Genomic DNA, 15965 nt, shown 5'->3' with positions numbered 1-15965 from the left:
GGCGGGGTCGATCCCGGCATCGCGCAGCACCTGCGCATTGCGCGGCGGCACGCCCGGGATGTGATCCATCACGATCAGCGCTTCGGACGTATAATCCCAATGGATGCGCGGGATGAGGACGCGGGCGTCGCGGGCGAAATCCTCCCGCAGCAGATCGGCGTTGCGGCCCTCGTTGGCGAAATCGAGCTCGCCCAGGATCGCGCTGCCAAGCTGGCGGATCAGCTTGGTCGCGCCGAAGCGGCGGGCCTCCGCATTCGAGCGCTCCATGACGCGCGCGACTTCGCCGAGCAGGCGAAGGTCAGCCTCCATCCGCGGGCGGATGCCGGGGCGGCGGATCTTGACCACCACGGCTGTGCCATCGTGCAGCGTGGCGCGGTGGACCTGCGCCATCGACGCAGCAGCGAGCGGTTCGGCGTCGAACTGGGCGAACACCGTCTCGGGCGGCTCGCCGAGGGCGGCCTCCACGGCGGGGCGCAGTTCCTCGAACGGCACGCGCGGGGCGGCGCTTTGCAGCTGTTCGAACGCGGCGATCCATTCCGGCGGCAGGATATCCGCGCGGGTCGCCATGATCTGGCCGAGCTTCACCCAGGTGGGGCCGAGCGCCTCGAGCGCGCGGCGGGTGCGATCGGGGAGGTCGAACGGCTCGGGTTGGTCCTGCGCGCTGCCAAGGCCGAGGCGGGCGAGCAGCACGTCGAGGCCGAAGCGCGACATGACGGCGCCGACTTCGCCCAGCCGGGCGCGATCGCGGGCGGCGACTTTCAGCGTTCCCAGCATCGCCTCACTCGCCGATCAGTTGAAGCGCGACCTGCCGGCGGTGCGACGCGCGGCGATGCTCGAAGAGGTAGATGCCCTGCCACGTGCCGAGCACCGGGCGGCGTTTGGCGACGGGGATCGAGAGGCTGGTGGCGGTGAGCGCCGCGCGGAGGTGCGCCGGCATGTCATCCGGCCCCTCGTCGTCATGCTCGTACTCGCGCGATTCCGGCGCGATGCGGGCAAGGTAGCGTTCCATGTCGCGGCGCGCCGCGGGGGCGGCATTCTCCTGGATCAGCAGCGAGGCGGAGGTGTGGCGGATGAAGAGGGTGAGGAGGCCCCGATCGACACCGGTCGAGGCGACCCAGCCGGTGACGTCGCGGGTGAATTCGTGAAGGCCCTGGCCGGGCGAGGTAACAATCAATTCGGTGGCGTGTTGCCGCATGTTTGTCTCCGCCGCGCGACCCGTGTAGCGGCGCGGTGATGAACGATACCACGATCGAGCGCCCAAGTTCCCCTCAGGCCGGTTCCGCCCGTCTCGCCCGCCGCATGGAGCGCGGCGCCGCATTCCTCGGCAGCGAAGTGGCCATCATGGCTGGCGCGATGAGTTGGGTGAGCGAGCGCAACCTCGTCGCCGCGATGTCGAACGCCGGCGGTTTCGGCGTGATCGCGTGCGGCGCGATGACGGTCGAGCTGCTCGACAAGGAGATCGCCGCGACCAAGGCGCTGACCGACAAGCCGTTCGGCGTGAACCTGATCACCATGCACCCGGACCTGATGGTGCTGATCGAGGTGTGCGCGAAGCACGAGGTCGGCCATGTGGTGCTGGCGGGAGGGCTGCCGCCCAAGGGCTCGCTGGAGGCGATCAAGGCGAGCGGCGCCAAGGTCATCTGCTTTGCGCCGACGCTGGCGCTGGCGAAGAAGCTGATCCGCTCGGGCGTCGATGCGCTGGTGATCGAGGGTTCGGAGGCGGGCGGGCATATCGGCCCGGTATCGACGAGCGTGCTGGCGCAGGAGATCCTGCCGGCGATCGCCAATGACGTGCCGGTGTTCATCGCCGGCGGCATCGGCCGCGGCGAGGCGATCGCGGGCTATCTCGATATGGGTGCGGCCGGCGTTCAGCTCGGTACGCGCTTCGTCTGTGCGACCGAATCGATCGCGCATCCCAAGTTCAAGCAGGCCTTCATCCGCGCCTCTGCGCGCGACGCGGTGGCGAGCGTGCAAATCGACCCGCGGCTGCCGGTGATCCCGGTGCGCGCGCTGAAGAATGCCGGCGGCGAGCTGTTCACCGCCAAGCAGCGCGAAGTGGCGCAGGCGCTGGACGAGGGCGGTCTGGCGATGGCCGAAGCACAGCTGCAGATCGAACATTATTGGGCGGGCGCGCTGCGCCGCGCGGTGATCGACGGCGATGTCGAGCATGGCAGCGTGATGGCTGGTCAGTCGGTCGGCATGGTGAGCAAGGAAGAACCGCTCGCCGATATCATCGCGGCGCTGATGGCGGAAGCGGCGCAGGCGCTGGAACAGCGCGCCGCCTGAATAAAGCTAGCGGGGCCATCGTCGTCCGGCCGGCGGTGGCTCAGCGCGTCAGGTGATTGGTGGTCCAGGTGACCAGGATGGACGCGCTGGCGAGCCCCAGATCAACGCCGGCCTGGAAGCGGGCGGGCGAGGTGTCGGCGCGCTCGTGCGTCAGGATGCGGATGTCTGCGCTCGGCGGATCCATCATCGCGAGGGCGGCCAGCGACAAGGTGCCAGCGACAATCGCGAACTGACGGCGCTTTTCCATGGGTGCGACAATACGCCTTGGCGGCGAGTCGCGCAATCGATCACGGCATGGCGGCGAACGCACGGATCCGCCGCCATGCCGATGCTCAGTTCGCCGGGGTGGTCACCGCCGGCGCAGCGTTGCGATAGCGATCGAACCAGGCGAGGATCGCGCTTGCCTTTGCTGCAGATTGCGACGGGCGGCTGGTAAAGCCGCCGTGGCTGGCACCCGGCACCTTGACGAGCGCGGTGGGCACGTTGGCGATTTGCAGCGCGGCGTAATATTGCTCGCTCTCGCTGACGGGCGTGCGATAATCCTCGCTGCCCACGACGACCAGCGTCGGCGTCTTGACGTTGCCGACGAGGCTGAGCGGCGAGCGGTTCCAATAGCCCATCGGATCCTCCCACGGCAGCTTGGTGAACCAGTAGCGCGACGTGAAGAGGGTGTTGTCCATCGTCAGCGCCTCGCTGATCCAGTTGATCACCGGTTTCTGCGTGGCCGCCGCCTTGAAACGATCGGTCTTGCCGACGATCCACGACGTCAGCACGCCGCCGCCCGAGCCACCCGTGACGAACAGGTTGTTGGGATCCGCAACGCCCTCCGCGATCGTCGCGTCGACTGCGGCCATCAGATCGTCATAGTCCTGGCTGGGGTAGTTCTTGTCGATCAGATTGGCGAATTCGGCGCCGTAAGAGGTCGATCCGCGCGGGTTGGTCCACAGTACGGCGTAACCGCCCGAGGCGTAGAGCTGGACGTCAGTGGCGAAGCTGGCGCCGTAAGCCGAGTGCGGGCCACCGTGGATTTCAAGGATCAGCGGCACGCGGGTGCCCGGCTGCCAACCCGGCGGGGTGGCGAGCCACGCATCGATCGGTCGGCCGTCCGGCGCCGTCACCGCAACCTTGCGTACCGGCGCGAGGGTCTTGGAAGCGGTGAGCACGGCGTTTAGGTTCGTCAGGCGACGCGCCTTGCCGCCGTTCCATACCCACACGTCGGCCGGGGCGGTCGCGTCCCCACCGGTGTAGGCGATGGTGCCGCCCCGCGAGACGGAGAAATCGCCACCGGTATAGGGCCGGTCCAGTCCGCCGCCGGCAAGGTTGTCGGCCAGCACCGTCGAGCGGCCGTCGAGGCCGATCCGCGCGATCTTGCGCTGACCCTTGTCGTCATAGCTGGCGTAGAGCGCGCGGCCATCGCCCGACCATTGCGCGTCGTCGATCGAGCGATCGAGCGAGGCAGTGAGCGAGCGCGGTGCTGCCGCATTGGCATCGCCCACGTACAGTTCGGCGTTGGTATAGGCGCGGCGCTTGTCGTCGAAGCCGATCCAGGCGATCCGGCTGCCGTCGCTGGAGAAGCGCGGTGAGCCGTCCGGACCATCGCGGCTGGTGAGGGTGCGTAGCGCGCCCGAGGTGACGTCGACCGCGATCACTTCGGAATTCATCACCTGTCGCTCGGCATCCGGACCGCGGATGGCAGAGAACAGGATCGTGCGGCCATCTGCGCTCCACGACAGCGGGCCACCATCGTCGAATGGGCCAAAGGTCAGCTGCTGCGCCGCGCCGCCTTCCGCCGCGACGACGAAGACATGGTCATAGCCGGGCTTGCGGTAGCCGGGGCCGTCGTTGCGATAGGTGATGCGATCGATCACCTCGAGCGGCTCGGCCCATTTCGCGCCGTCGGGCTTTGCCGGGGCCTTGCCCAGCTTCGTCGCTTCGCCCGATACGGTTGCAATATAGGCGAGGCGGGTGCCGTCGGGCGACCAGGACAGGCTGTTGGGATCACCAGGCAGGCTGGTAACCCGCGTGCTGGCGCCGCTTGCGACCCAGCGCACAAACAACTGCGCGCGGTCTCCGTCGGAGGCGACATAGGCGATGCGCGAGCCGTCCGGCGACCAGCGTGGGCTGCCGCCGTTGGCGGAGAAGGGCGTCTGCTTGCCGCTCGCGAGGTCGATCAGCCAGAGCGAGGATTGCATCCGATCGGTCATGATGTCGCCGGTGCGGCGGACGTAGACGATGGTGCGGCCGTCGGGGCTGATCTGCGGATCGGCGGCAATCGACAGGCCGAACAGATCGTTGCCGGTGAAGGTGTGGCTCGGCCCGGCGGCCGGCGCGGCAGTGGCCTGCTGCTGGGCAAGCGCCGGAACGGGGGTAGCGAGAACGGAACAGGCAAGGAGAAAAGCGTAGCGGCGCATTGAGTTACTCCGGGTGGACAGTCGGTTGAAGCGCGGCGGGTGGCGGCGCGCAAGAATGGTTCGTGCGCGCAGCATTGCAGTTCGGGCATGGGTGCGGCGTGAGACGCAGGGCAGCGATCACCGCCCCGGTGAGAGGTGGTGCCCCGAGGCGGGCGTTAGCCGCGCCACCAGGGATAGCCGGGCGGCATGTCGGTCGCGATCCGCCCCGGGAAGGCCGGCGCACGCTTTTCAAGGAAAGCGGCGACTCCTTCGCGAACGTCGGGACCTGCTCCCAGGGTCATCGCATAGGCGCCATCGACCTTGAGTGCCGCGGCGGGCGATGCCTCACCGGCGAAGCGCCACAGCATCTGGCGTGTCAGCGCGATGGAAACGGGCGCTGTATTTTGCGCAATCTCCCGCGCGATCTCCTGAGCGCGCGCGAGCAGATCCTCTGCCGGCACGACTTCGCTGACCAGCCCGCCGCGCAGCGCCTCCTCGGCGTCGAACAGCGCGCCTGACAGGCACCAGCGCAACGCCTGCGGCAAGCCGACGAGCTGCGGCAGAAACCAAGCGCTGCCTGCTTCCGGCACGAGGCCGCGGCGCGCGAAGACGAAGCCAAAGCGCGCAGTATCGGCGGCGATGCGGATGTCGCACGGCAGGGTGAGCGTGGCGCCGACGCCGACGGCAGCGCCGTTGATCGCGGCGATGATCGGTTTGGGGCTGTCGAACAGCGCACCGACGAAGCCGCCGCCGTCCTGGCGCGGCTTTCCCTCGGCGGCAAAATTGGGACCGCCGCTGCCGAAGCTGTCCGCGCCGCCGGAAATGTCCGCGCCGGCGCAGAAGCCGCGCCCCTCGCCCGTCAGGATGATGACGCGCACCTTTTCCTCGGTACCCGCCTTGCGCACCGCCTCGGCAAGCTCCGCGCCCATGATCGCCGTGTAGGCGTTCATCTTTTCCGGACGCGCGAGCATGATCGTCGCAATCGGGCCATCGATCGTGTAGCGGATCTGTTCAAAGGTCATCGGCCTCTCCCTGATAATGCGGATCCTGCAGGTCCGCTTGAGGTGAGGCATAACGCGGCACAGGCCCGCACGCTATGCGGTGGCGCAAGTTCGTCGAAGCGCCTTTCGCTGTCCGGCTTCGCGGCTTAACGAAGACGTATGTGGCAGCTGCATCAATTCCCATTGTGTCCCTTCACCCGCAAGGTCCGCATCCTGCTGGGCGAAAAGGACGTCGGCTATGAGCTGGTGCGGGAGATACCGTGGTCGCGTCGTGACGAGTTCCTCCATCTGAACCCCGCCGGGCAAACTCCGGTGATGGTGGATGGCGAACGCGGCACGGTGTTGATCGATTCCATGGCGATCTGCGAATATTTCGAAGAGACCGTCGATCGTGCAGCGATGATCAACGGATCGGCCGCGAATCGCGCCGAGATTCGCCGGCTGACGACCTGGTTCGATGCGCAGTTCTTTCGCGACGTCAGCCAGCCGCTGATCGAGGAGCGCATGGTGAAGCGGCTGGTGCTGCGCCAGTCGCCAAACGCCGCGCGGCTGCGCGAGGCGATGAAATCGGCGATCGGGCACCTCGACTACATCGATTACCTGCTCGATCACCGAAAATGGATGGCCGGCGCGACGATCAGCCTCGCCGATCTCGCTGCCGCAGCGCATATCTCGGTGGCGGATTACCTCGGCGGGATCGATTGGTCCGGGCATACCCACGCCAAGGCGTGGTATTCGGCGTTCAAGAGCCGGCGCAGCTTCCGCCCGCTACTGGCCGAGCGGATGAGCGGGATCGAACCGCCCGATTATTACGAAAACCCGGATTTCTGATGCACGCCCATCATGATGCGACCGCGCCGGCGGCCGAGACGATCAGCTTCGACGATTTCCTGAAGGTTGATATCCGGGTCGGTACGATCGTGTCGGCCGAGTCGTTCCCCGAGGCGCGCAAGCCGGCGCTGAAGCTGCTGATCGATTTCGGCCCAGCGATCGGGCGAAAGAAATCGTCGGCGCAGATCACCGAGAACCATTCGGCGGCTGATCTGGTGGGGCGGCAGGTGATGGCGGTGGTGAACTTCCCGCCACGGCAGATCGGCCCGGTGATGAGCGAAGTGCTGACGCTGGGCTTTCCGGATGAGGCGGGAAAGGTCGTGCTGGCCGCACCGACCATCGCGGTACCGGACGGTGGGCGGTTGTTCTAGGTCGTCCCGTTCCGGCCACACCACTGTTGCTGCATTGCAACAGGATGACTTTACCTTGCCCGGCCAGCAACTTGCGAGCACGCCAGCGGTTTGAACCTGCGGACCGCGCATCAAGCGGCGGCCTGGTAAAAGGTATTGTATGAAGAAGTTGCTTTCGGCGGCCGTTGCCGCCGCTTTTGTGATTCCGTCGATGGCCGCGGCGCAGGAGACCACCAGCGATGGTTCGCGCGCGTTCGGGATCGATCCCTATGTCGGCGTGCTTGGCGGCTATGAGGGCTTTGAGAGCGCGCCGGGCGGCGGGATTCCCGTGTCGCAGCCGGGCAACCGCCTGAAGGGTGGCCTGGTCGAGGGCGTCGTCGGCGTGAACGTGCCGCTCAACAGCTTCTTCGTCGGCGTGGAAGGCAATGCAGCCAAGGGCTTCACCGGCGACATCGACTGGGAATATGGCGTTCATGGCAGGGTCGGCGCGCGTGCCGGTGAGACTGGCCTCATCTACGTGAAGGCCGGCTACCGTTGGGTCAATTTCGATCGCTACGGCAATGACAGCCGCGACTATGGCCGTATCTCCTACGGCATCGGCGGCGAGTTCGGCCCGTCGGCCATCGGCCTTGACGGGCTGGTGAAGAAGGAAGGCATCCGCATCCGCGCCGAAATCGCCACCACGGGTGATTTCGAGACGGTGCGTCCGATGCTGGGCGTGATCGGGCACTTCTGATCCGCGCATCAGGCGAAAGAAGGGGGGCTCCGACGCAGGTCGGGGCCCCGTTTTCATGGTTCGCGAACGATGGCCCCAGTCAGAGCCCCAGCACCTGCTTGGCGATGATGTTGCGCTGGATCTCGTTCGAGCCAGCGTAGATCGGGCCGGCGCGCTCGTTCATGTAGCGCAGCGGTGTGAGCGCGTGCCATTCCTCGCCGGAGACATAGCCGTCGGTCGGCGGCGTATGGCGCGGGACCGGGCCGCCCGGCATCGTAGCGTGCGGCTGGTAGACGAGGCCGCGATCACCGGCGGCCTCCATCGTCAGTTCGGTGAGCGTGCCGGCAAGTTCGGTGCCCATGATCTTCATCATCGACGACAGCGCGCCGACGCTGCCGTCATTGTTGGCCGCTGACAGCAGGCGAAGCTCCATGATTTCCAGGACGTCGGCACGGATGCGGGCGCGGGCGAGCTTGGTCGCGAATACAGGGTCGTCGATCAACGGATGGCCATCGCTGCCGGTCGTCTCAGCGGCATGGCGCGCGATCGCATCGGCACGGGCCTTCAGCGCCGGGGCGTAGGCGTTGCCGCCACGTTCGAACTCGAGAAGATATTTGGCGACGCTCCAGCCGCGGTCGATTTCTCCCATGACGTTCGTCTTGGGCACGCGCACATCGGTGAAGAAGACCGCATTCTGGATCTGCTCACCCGAGGCCATGGTGAAGGGGCGAACCTCGACGCCGGGGGTGGTCATGTCGATGAGGAGGAAGGTGATGCCCTGCTGCGGGCGGCCTTCCTTCGACGTGCGGACCAGCGCGAAGATCCAGTTCGCCTCGCTGGCATGGGTGGTCCAGACCTTCTGGCCGTTGATGATGAGATCATCGCCATCGTCGACCGCGCTGGTCTGCAAGGACGCGAGGTCGCTGCCGGAGCCGGGTTCGGAATAGCCCTGGCAGAAGAAGATCTCGCCCGACAGGATGCGGGGGAGAAAGAAACGCTGCTGTTCGGGCGTGCCATATTTCATGATGACATAGGCCACCATCGAAATGCCCATCGGTGAGAGGCCCGGCGCCCCCGCGGCGATGCGCTCGCGATTCCAGATGTAATGCTGCGCCACAGTCCAGTCAGTGCCGCCATGCTCGGGTGCCCAGTGCGGGGCAGCCCAGCCCTTTTCGACGAGGATTTCCTGCCATTTCATGCTGGCGTGGTGATCGGCATAGACGCTGGTCGAGAGGCGTCCGGCGCGCTGCAGGTCAGGGGTGAGCGCGGTGGCGAGAAAATCGCGCACCTCCGCCTCGAACGCCTGTTCTTCAGGGCTCCACTTCAGGTCCATCCGGCCTCTCCTATGTCCTCGCGGGGTTGCACCCCCGTCATGAGGGTCTATGTCGCAGCCGGTTTCCCTAATCCAGAGGCGAGTGCACCCGATGGCTGACGAATTCGACTATGACGTTCTCGTGATCGGCGCCGGTCCGGGTGGTTATGTCGCGGCAATCCGGGCGGCGCAGCTGGGCCTGAAGGTGGCGTGCGCCGAGAGCCGCGAGACGCTGGGCGGCACCTGCCTCAACGTCGGCTGCATCCCGTCCAAGGCGATGCTGCACGCAAGCGAATATTTTGATGCGGCCGCGAACGGCTCGATGGCCAAGATGGGCGTGAAGGTTACGCCGGAGCTGGATCTGGACGCAATGCATGGTCAGCGCCGCGAATCGGTGAAGGGCCTGACCGGCGGGATCGAATTCCTGTTCAAGAAGAACAAGGTGACGTGGCTGAAGGGCCGCGCCAGCTTCGAGGATGCGCATACGGTTACCGTCGATGGCCAGAAGGTGACGGCGAAGAACATCGTGATCGCGACCGGTTCGAGCGTGACCCCGCTGCCGGGCGTGACGATCGATCAGAAGGTGGTGGTCGATTCGACCGGCGCGCTCGAATTACCCAAGGTTCCCCAGCACATGGTGGTCATCGGCGGCGGCGTGATCGGGCTGGAGCTTGGCTCGGTCTGGCGGCGTCTGGGTGCGAAGGTGACCTGCGTCGAATTCCTCGACCAAATCCTGCCGGGCTTCGATGGCGACGTGCGCAAGGAAGCGAACAAGATCTTCAAGAAGCAGGGGATCGAGTTCAAGCTGGGCACCAAGGTCACCAACGTTTCGGTCAATGGCGACACCGCGACGCTGACGGTCGAGCCGGCCGCCGGCGGCGAGGCATCGACGATCGAGGCGGATTGCGTGCTGGTGTCGATCGGCCGCAAGCCGAACACCGACGGCCTGGGGCTGGAGAAGATCGGCCTCACCCCGAACAACCGCGGTCAGATCGAGACCGACCATGATTTCCGCACCTCGGTTTCGGGTGTCTGGGCGATCGGCGACGTGATCCCTGGCCCGATGCTGGCGCACAAGGCCGAGGACGAGGGCATTGCCGTCGCGGAGAATATCGCGGGCCAGCATGGCATCGTGAACCATGATGTGATCCCGTCGGTGGTCTACACCTGGCCGGAGATTGCCGGCGTCGGGCTGACCGAGGAAGCCGCCAAGGAGAAGGGCGAGATCAAGGTCGGCAAGTTCCCGATGATGGCCAACAGCCGCGCCAAGACCAATCATGAGCCCGACGGCTTCGTGAAGGTGATCGCCGACGCCAAGACCGATCGCGTGCTGGGCGTGTGGTGCATCGCGAGCGTCGCGGGCACGATGATCGCGCAGGCGGCGCAGGCGATGGAGTTCGGCGCGACCAGCGAGGACATCGCCTACACCTGCCACGCGCACCCGACGCATTCGGAAGCAATGAAGGAAGCCGCGATGGCGGTGCAGGGCAAGCCGATCCACATCTGATCGGCTGATCTGGACGAAAAGCGAAAAGGGGGCGCTGGCGGATTTGCCGGCGCCCCCTTTTTTGTCTGCGCCGTGATTACGCGGCGAGTTCCTTCAGCGGGGTGGCCGCATCCGCCAGCCGCGCGGGATCGGGCGCAGCGCGGGCCTCGACGAGCTTTCGGCCCTGCACGTAATCCTTGATCGCGTTGACGCAGTCGAGCGCGATGACGCGGCCGGCCTTGAGGTAGATGATCGAGAAGCTGCGCGCAGCCGGGTCGCCGCGCAGGATGGTGGCGTCATGGCCGATCGAGAGGCCGACGGTCTGCAGTTTCAGATCGTACTGGTTGGACCAGAACCACGGCACCGCGTGATAGGCGGCGTCCTGGCCAGTGATCGTCTTGGCGACGACATTGGCCTGGTCATTGGCGTTCTGCACCGATTCGAGCCGGATTTCCGCATCGTCGGCAAAGCCGTTGGCGTGGAGCGCGCAATCGCCGATCGCGAAGATGTCGGGGAGGCTGGTGCGGCATTGTGCATCGACCAGAACGCCGTTGCCACCGGCCGCTCCCGCCGCGAGCAAGGGCACCACCGCGGGAATGATGCCGATGCCGACGATGACGAGCTGCGCGGGGATGATGGTGCCATCGGCGAGGCGCACGCCGGTGGCCTTTCCATCTTCCCCGACGATGCAATCGACCGCGACGCCGAGCCGCACGTCGACGCCGTGGGCGCGATGCTCCGCCTCGTAGAAGCGGGAGAGGTCAGGGCCGGCGACTCGGGCGAGGACGCGGTCGAGCGCCTCGAGCAACACGACCTGCTTGCCGAATTTGGCGAGGACGGCGGCGGCCTCCAGTCCGATATAGCCGCCGCCGATCACGACCGCGTCGGTCACGCCGGGAAGCTCCGCCATCATGCGGTCGGCATCGGCGCGGGTGCGTACGGTGTGGACGCCGGCGAGATCATGGCCGGCGCAGCTGAGGCGACGCGGGCTGCCGCCGGTCGCCCAGATGAGGTGGCGGTAGCCGATCGTCGCGCCATCGGCGGTGGTTATGGTATGCGCGGCGGGATCGACAGCGGTGACTTCGCGGCCGAGCAGCATATCGACGGCGCGTTCCTGCCAGAAAGCCGCCGGGCGGATCAGGATACGGTCGAACGCCTTGTCGCCGGCGAGATATTCCTTGGACAAGGGCGGGCGTTCGTAGGGCAGTTCCGGCTCTGCACCGATCACCGCGATCGTGCCGTCGAACTTCGCCTGGCGCAGCGCGATGGCGGCCTGAGCGCCGCCATGGCCGGCACCGACGATCACCACGTCATAGATGCTCATTCGTCCTCCCCGCCGTCATTCGCGGCTGTTCCTGCGCGGGGGCGCCGCCAAGGGCAAGTGAAACGCGCTTGACAGCGCTACGCTGTTTGTGTACAAAACAGGAACCTCTAGAAAGTGCAGGCGCGGTTGAGCAGCGCCGCCAACTCGATGCGGCGACGGGCCGGTGAGCGCGGGGATAAGCCCTGTCGCTCCCGGCCCGTCGGCGTTTGGGGGCCAGTCCGAACGGCGGGCCTGCCACCGCAGCGGGGGAGAGGCGCGATGAACAAGGGCGTGGCGGAGGGGGGCGCAGCGGAGGGGATGGTGCGCATTGGCGGCACCGGCGCGCGGAAGGACGTGCCTGCCGATCTGGCGCGACCCAAGCAGGCGGTGCGCGGCGCCACGCAAGACGATGCCGCGCGAGCCAAGGCGCATAAGCCCGGCGTGGCTGCGACAGGCAGCGAGCCGACAAGGAAAGCGCGCAGCGATAGCGAAGCGCCCGGCGTAGTCTCGCCGGCCGGCGGCGTGGATGTCGTGCCTGACACCGCGACGTTCTCTGCAATGCTTGAGGATGAGGCTGGCGGGGCGTCGGACGCGACCGGGTGGCCGCGCGACGAGAAGCGCGGGATTGAGCGGGCATACCACGCGGCTGCGGCAGCTGCGCTTTGCCAGGGTGCTGGCGGAGACGTGCAACGTGGCGGCGGCGGCCGCGTCGGCGGGGCGGACGCTGGCGACGGTCCATCGCTGGCGCAGCGTCGATGCGGCCTTTGCCGCGGCGTGGGACGAGGCGCTGGCGATGGGATACGACCGGCTGGAAAATGCGCTGCTGGTCTATGCGATCGGCAAGGTCGACGCGGTGGCCGCCGGGGCGGCAGGCGCGAGCATCAGCAACGGCGACCTGCAACTGGCGGTCGGCATGTTGCAGCGGCATCGCACGGCCGATGGCGGCCGGCGCGGCCAGATGCTGCCGGTCAGGATGCCGACCGAGGCGGAGAGCGATGCCGCGCTGAAGCGCGCGCTCGACGGGCTGGCGCGGCGGGGGGCGGCGTCATGAGCGACGATCCGTTGATGCGGCTGGCGCTGCTGCCGCCTGATGAGCGCGACCGGGTGATCGCCGCCCTGTCGATGCCGATGAAGGTCGAGATGGCGGGGCGCTGGTACACGTTCGCGCATGGGGGACAATATTGGTCGAAGGAGGCGTGGCGCGTGTGGCTGGTCCGTGCGGGGCGCGGGTTCGGCAAGACGCGCGCCGGGGCGGAATGGGTCAACGGCGTCGCGCGGCGGATTCCCGAGGCGCGCATCGCGCTGGTCGCTGCCACCGCGGACGAGGCGCGGCGGGTGATGGTGGAGGGGCCGAGCGGGGTGCTGGCGACCGCGCGGCTCGACATGCGGCCGGCCTAGGCGGCTAGCAAGGGAGAGGTGCGCTGGCCGGGCGGGGCGATCGCCACCGTCTATTCGGCGGATTCGCCGGAGGGGCTGCGCGGGCCGGAACATCATGCCGCCTGGTGCGACGAGCTGGCCAAATGGCAGCGCGGCGAAGCGGCGTGGGACAATCTGATGATGACGATGCGGCTCGGGAAACAGCCGCAGGTGATGGTGACGACGACGCCGCGATCGACCGCGCTGATGCGGCGGGTGATGGCGCTGCCGCGGCTGCACCAGACGACCGGGCGAACCGGCGACAACGTCCATTTGCCGGCGGCGTTCATCGAGACGATGACTGAAAGCTATGGCGGGACGGCGCTTGGCCGGCAGGAGCTGGACGGCGAGATGATCGAGACGGTCGCGGGGGCGCTGTGGACTCGCGCAATGATCGAGGATTGTCGCATCGCCGCGGCGCCGGTGCTGGTGCGCGTGGTAGTGGGGGTCGATCCGCCGGCGGGCGTGGGTGGTGACGCCTGCGGGATCGTTGCCGCGGGGTTGGACGCCGCTGGCGCCGGCCATGTGATCGAGGATGCGAGTGTCACCGGCGCGACGCCCGAGGGCTGGGCACGCGCGGTGGCGGGCTGCGCCGCCCGGCATGGTGCCGACCGGGTAGTCGCGGAGGCGAACCAGGGCGGCGAGATGGTGCGATCGGTGCTTCACGCCGCCGACACCGGGCTGCCGGTCAGGCTGGTCCATGCCAGCCGCGGCAAGGTGGCGCGGGCCGAGCCGGTGGCGGCGCTGTATGAGGCGGGGCGCGTGCGCCATGCGGGCGTCTTCCCGATGCTGGAGGACGAGCTGTGCGGGCTGGCCGTCGGTGGCGGCTATGAAGGGTCGGGGCGATCGCCCGATCGGGCCGATGCGCTGGTCTGGGCGCTCAATGAGCTGATGCTGGGGCGGCGCGTGCGGGCCGGGGTGCGCGCGATCTAGCGCGGCGGCGCTGCGTGACCTGACAATTCAGGAGGGATGAGCATGAAATGGTTCGGCATGAGGGCCGGGCGTGAGGAATCGCGCCCGGCCCTTTCGCGTGGGGCGGGGTCGCGTGGCGCGGCGGCGTTCGCGCAGGGGGAATGGCCGTCGGGATATGAGGCGCAGGTGCGCGCCGGCTATCTTGGCAATGCAGTCGCTCAGCGCGCGGTGCGGCTGGTGGCGGAGGCGGTGGGATCGGCGCCGTTGGATGCGAGCGATCCCGCGCTGCTGGCGCTGGTGACGGCGCGCAGCGGCGGCGGGCGGCTGGCCGAGGTCGTGGCGGCGCAGGTGCTGCTGCACGGCAATGCCTTCATCCAGGTGCTGCGCGATGAGACGGGGGCGGTGGCAGAGCTGTATCCGCTGCGGCCCGAGCGGGTCGGCGTGGTGCTGGATGCCAGCGGCTGGGTCGCGGGATATCGCTACACCGTGGGCGGGCGCGTGAGCGATATCGCGCTCGATGCGGTGATCCATGTGCGCGGTTTCCACCCGCTGGACGATCATTACGGGTTGGGGTGCCTGGGCGCGGCATCGGGGGCGATCGCGGTGCACAATGCCGCTGGCCGCTGGAACAAGGCGCTGCTCGACAATGCGGCGCGGCCGTCGGGGGCGCTGGTCTATGATCCCGGCGATGGATCGGCGCTGTCGGCCGAGCAGTTCAAGCGGCTGCGCGAGGAGATGGAGGCGGGCTTTGCCGGGACCGGCAATGCCGGGCGGCCAATGCTGCTGGAAGGGGGCCTCAAGTGGCAGGCGCTGAGCCTGTCGCCGGCCGACATGGATTTCGTCGCGCTGAAATCGGCGGCGGCGCGGGAGTCGCGCTGGCGTTTGGCGTGCCGCCGATGCTGCTGGGGCTGCCGGGCGACGCGACCTACGCCAATTATCGCGAGGCGAACCGCGCGCTGTGGCGGCTGACCGTGCTGCCGCTGGCGGATGCGGTGTTCGGTGCGCTGGCGGCGGGGCTGCGGGGGTGGTTCGCCGAGGCGCGGATCGAGATCGATCCCGATCGCGTGCCGGCACTGGTGGAGGATCGCGAGCGGTTGTGGGCGATGGTGTCCGCGGCCGACTTCATTTCCGCCGACGAAAAGCGGCAGATGGTGGGGTGGGCGCAATGACGGGTGCTGGCGGGACGGGAAACATCCTGGCGCAGCTGATCGCGCAGGGCGCCGCATCGGGCGCCGACATGGCGACGCTGCGCGCGATTGCCGAGGAGGCAGGGGAGCTGGGGGCGACGCGGGCGATGACCCGGCTGGGGCTGGCCGATGATGCCGCGTCGCGTGACCTGGCGGAACTGCGCGAGCTGCTGACCGCGTGGCGCGATGCGAAGCGCAGCGCGTGGAAGGCGTTCGCTGGCTGGGCGGCGGCGCTGCTGCTCGCCGTGCTGGCGGTGAAGCTGGGGTTTGGGGAGTGGGTGCGATGAGCCTGCGCGTCCAGGGCTATGCCGCGGTGTTCGACCGGGTGGACCGCGCCGGCGATGTGTTTCGCAGCGGTGTGTTTGCCGATGCGGTGCCGGTGCCGCTGCTGATGCAGCATCGCGGCGCGCCGGTGGGGGAGATCTGGGCGATCGGCGAGGACGCGCGCGGGCTGTGGATCGAGGCGTGCGTCGTCGATCCTGACGTGGCGCGGATGGTGCGCGGCGGGGGGGCGGTGCGGGAATCGACGGGCGCGACGGACGGGTGCGGATCGTGCTGCACGATGCCGGCGAGCGGCCGGTGCGGCTGCGAACGCTGGCCGCCGATGTCGAGGCGGCGGTGACGATGCTGTCGGGCGAGATCGGCGGCGGGTGGCGCGTCGTGGCGCTGCGGCTGGTGGGCGGACGAACGCACCGGAGCGGTGGCGGGAACGGCGGCGGCGACCGCTGGACCGCAACGCGCGAGTTTGCGGTGAAACTATACCGGGAGGGATGACG

General features: G+C 68.0%; 16 protein-coding genes and 2 pseudogenes. 11 read left to right on the top strand and 7 right to left on the bottom strand.

Annotated features, from left to right (window positions below):
- Both K0S66_RS16160 and K0S66_RS16155 read right to left on the bottom strand, forming a co-directional pair.
- Positions 1–774 (bottom strand): AarF/UbiB family protein (locus K0S66_RS16160; protein ID WP_301076502.1); only part of this gene is annotated, 774 nt, incomplete at its 3' end.
- Between the two features lie 4 nt (positions 775–778).
- The gene (locus K0S66_RS16155) at positions 779–1195 is read right to left on the bottom strand and encodes a secondary thiamine-phosphate synthase enzyme YjbQ (RefSeq protein ID WP_301076501.1); all 417 of its coding nucleotides are present in this window, start codon (positions 1193–1195) and stop codon (positions 779–781) included.
- A 104-nt stretch (positions 1196–1299) separates the two neighbouring features.
- Here K0S66_RS16155 and K0S66_RS16150 point away from each other — a divergent pair, with 104 nt between their 5' ends.
- A complete protein-coding gene (locus K0S66_RS16150) occupies positions 1300–2286 on the top strand; it encodes a nitronate monooxygenase (protein WP_301076506.1) in 987 nt (328 codons plus the stop codon).
- Positions 2287–2326: 40 nt separating this feature from the next.
- Here the strand turns inward: K0S66_RS16150 and K0S66_RS16145 are convergent, their stop codons facing one another.
- The 3 genes from K0S66_RS16145 to K0S66_RS16135 form a co-directional block, all read right to left on the bottom strand.
- Positions 2327–2533, bottom strand: a complete 207-nt coding sequence (locus K0S66_RS16145; protein ID WP_301076500.1) for a hypothetical protein — start codon at positions 2531–2533, stop codon at positions 2327–2329.
- An 85-nt stretch (positions 2534–2618) separates the two neighbouring features.
- Positions 2619–4697, bottom strand: coding sequence for a S9 family peptidase (locus K0S66_RS16140; RefSeq protein WP_301076499.1), 2079 nt, complete (start codon positions 4695–4697; stop codon positions 2619–2621).
- Between the two features lie 155 nt (positions 4698–4852).
- Positions 4853–5698, bottom strand: a complete 846-nt coding sequence (locus K0S66_RS16135) for an enoyl-CoA hydratase-related protein (RefSeq protein WP_301076498.1) — start codon at positions 5696–5698, stop codon at positions 4853–4855.
- 138 nt (positions 5699–5836) lie between these two features.
- Here K0S66_RS16135 and K0S66_RS16130 point away from each other — a divergent pair, with 138 nt between their 5' ends.
- The 3 genes from K0S66_RS16130 to K0S66_RS16120 all read left to right on the top strand — a co-directional run bounded on the left by K0S66_RS16130 (position 5837) and on the right by K0S66_RS16120 (position 7594).
- Positions 5837–6508 (top strand): glutathione S-transferase family protein, encoded by a 672-nt coding sequence (locus K0S66_RS16130; RefSeq protein ID WP_301076497.1) that lies wholly within the window; start codon positions 5837–5839, stop codon positions 6506–6508.
- Positions 6508–6879, top strand: a complete 372-nt coding sequence (locus tag K0S66_RS16125; protein WP_301076496.1) for a tRNA-binding protein — start codon at positions 6508–6510, stop codon at positions 6877–6879. Before K0S66_RS16130 ends, K0S66_RS16125 begins: the two co-directional genes overlap by 1 nt.
- Positions 6880–7018: 139 nt before the next feature.
- Positions 7019–7594, top strand: coding sequence for an opacity protein (locus K0S66_RS16120; RefSeq protein ID WP_301076495.1), 576 nt, complete (start codon positions 7019–7021; stop codon positions 7592–7594).
- 79 nt (positions 7595–7673) lie between these two features.
- Here K0S66_RS16120 and K0S66_RS16115 read toward each other — a convergent pair whose 3' ends face one another.
- Positions 7674–8906, bottom strand: coding sequence for an acyl-CoA dehydrogenase family protein (locus K0S66_RS16115; RefSeq protein ID WP_301076494.1), 1233 nt, complete (start codon positions 8904–8906; stop codon positions 7674–7676).
- 91 nt (positions 8907–8997) lie between these two features.
- Here K0S66_RS16115 and lpdA point away from each other — a divergent pair, with 91 nt between their 5' ends.
- The gene (gene lpdA / locus K0S66_RS16110; protein WP_301076493.1) at positions 8998–10392 is read left to right on the top strand and encodes a dihydrolipoyl dehydrogenase; all 1395 of its coding nucleotides are present in this window, start codon (positions 8998–9000) and stop codon (positions 10390–10392) included.
- Between the two features lie 76 nt (positions 10393–10468).
- Here lpdA and K0S66_RS16105 read toward each other — a convergent pair whose 3' ends face one another.
- On the bottom strand, positions 10469–11695 hold the full coding sequence (locus K0S66_RS16105) for an FAD-dependent oxidoreductase (protein ID WP_301076492.1): 1227 nt from the start codon (positions 11693–11695) through the stop codon (positions 10469–10471).
- Positions 11696–12299: 604 nt separating this feature from the next.
- Here K0S66_RS16105 and K0S66_RS16100 point away from each other — a divergent pair.
- The 6 genes and pseudogenes from K0S66_RS16100 to K0S66_RS16075 all read left to right on the top strand — a co-directional run bounded on the left by K0S66_RS16100 (position 12300) and on the right by K0S66_RS16075 (position 15963).
- Positions 12300–12725, top strand: coding sequence for a hypothetical protein (locus tag K0S66_RS16100; RefSeq protein WP_301076491.1), 426 nt, complete (start codon positions 12300–12302; stop codon positions 12723–12725).
- Positions 12722–14023: pseudogene (locus tag K0S66_RS16095) on the top strand (terminase family protein). The gene K0S66_RS16100 and the pseudogene K0S66_RS16095 overlap by 4 nt, the downstream one beginning before the upstream one ends.
- Before the next feature lie 42 nt (positions 14024–14065).
- Positions 14066–15171: pseudogene (locus K0S66_RS16090) on the top strand (phage portal protein).
- The gene (locus tag K0S66_RS16085; RefSeq protein ID WP_301076490.1) at positions 15168–15476 is read left to right on the top strand and encodes a DUF6127 family protein; all 309 of its coding nucleotides are present in this window, start codon (positions 15168–15170) and stop codon (positions 15474–15476) included. Before K0S66_RS16090 ends, K0S66_RS16085 begins: the two are co-directional and overlap by 4 nt.
- A complete protein-coding gene (locus K0S66_RS16080) occupies positions 15473–15811 on the top strand; it encodes an HK97 family phage prohead protease (protein ID WP_301076489.1) in 339 nt (112 codons plus the stop codon). The genes K0S66_RS16085 and K0S66_RS16080 overlap by 4 nt, the downstream gene beginning before the upstream one ends.
- Positions 15808–15963, top strand: a complete 156-nt coding sequence (locus tag K0S66_RS16075; RefSeq protein ID WP_301076488.1) for a hypothetical protein — start codon at positions 15808–15810, stop codon at positions 15961–15963. The genes K0S66_RS16080 and K0S66_RS16075 overlap by 4 nt, the downstream gene beginning before the upstream one ends.
- Positions 15964–15965: the final 2 nt, after the last annotated feature.

It is taken from the genome of Sphingomonas sp. (assembly GCF_029239295.1).
GTDB lineage: Bacteria > Pseudomonadota > Alphaproteobacteria > Sphingomonadales > Sphingomonadaceae > Sphingomonas.
The sequence above is the reverse complement of the archived record's forward strand: the minus strand, read 5'-3'. Positions and strand labels throughout refer to the sequence as shown.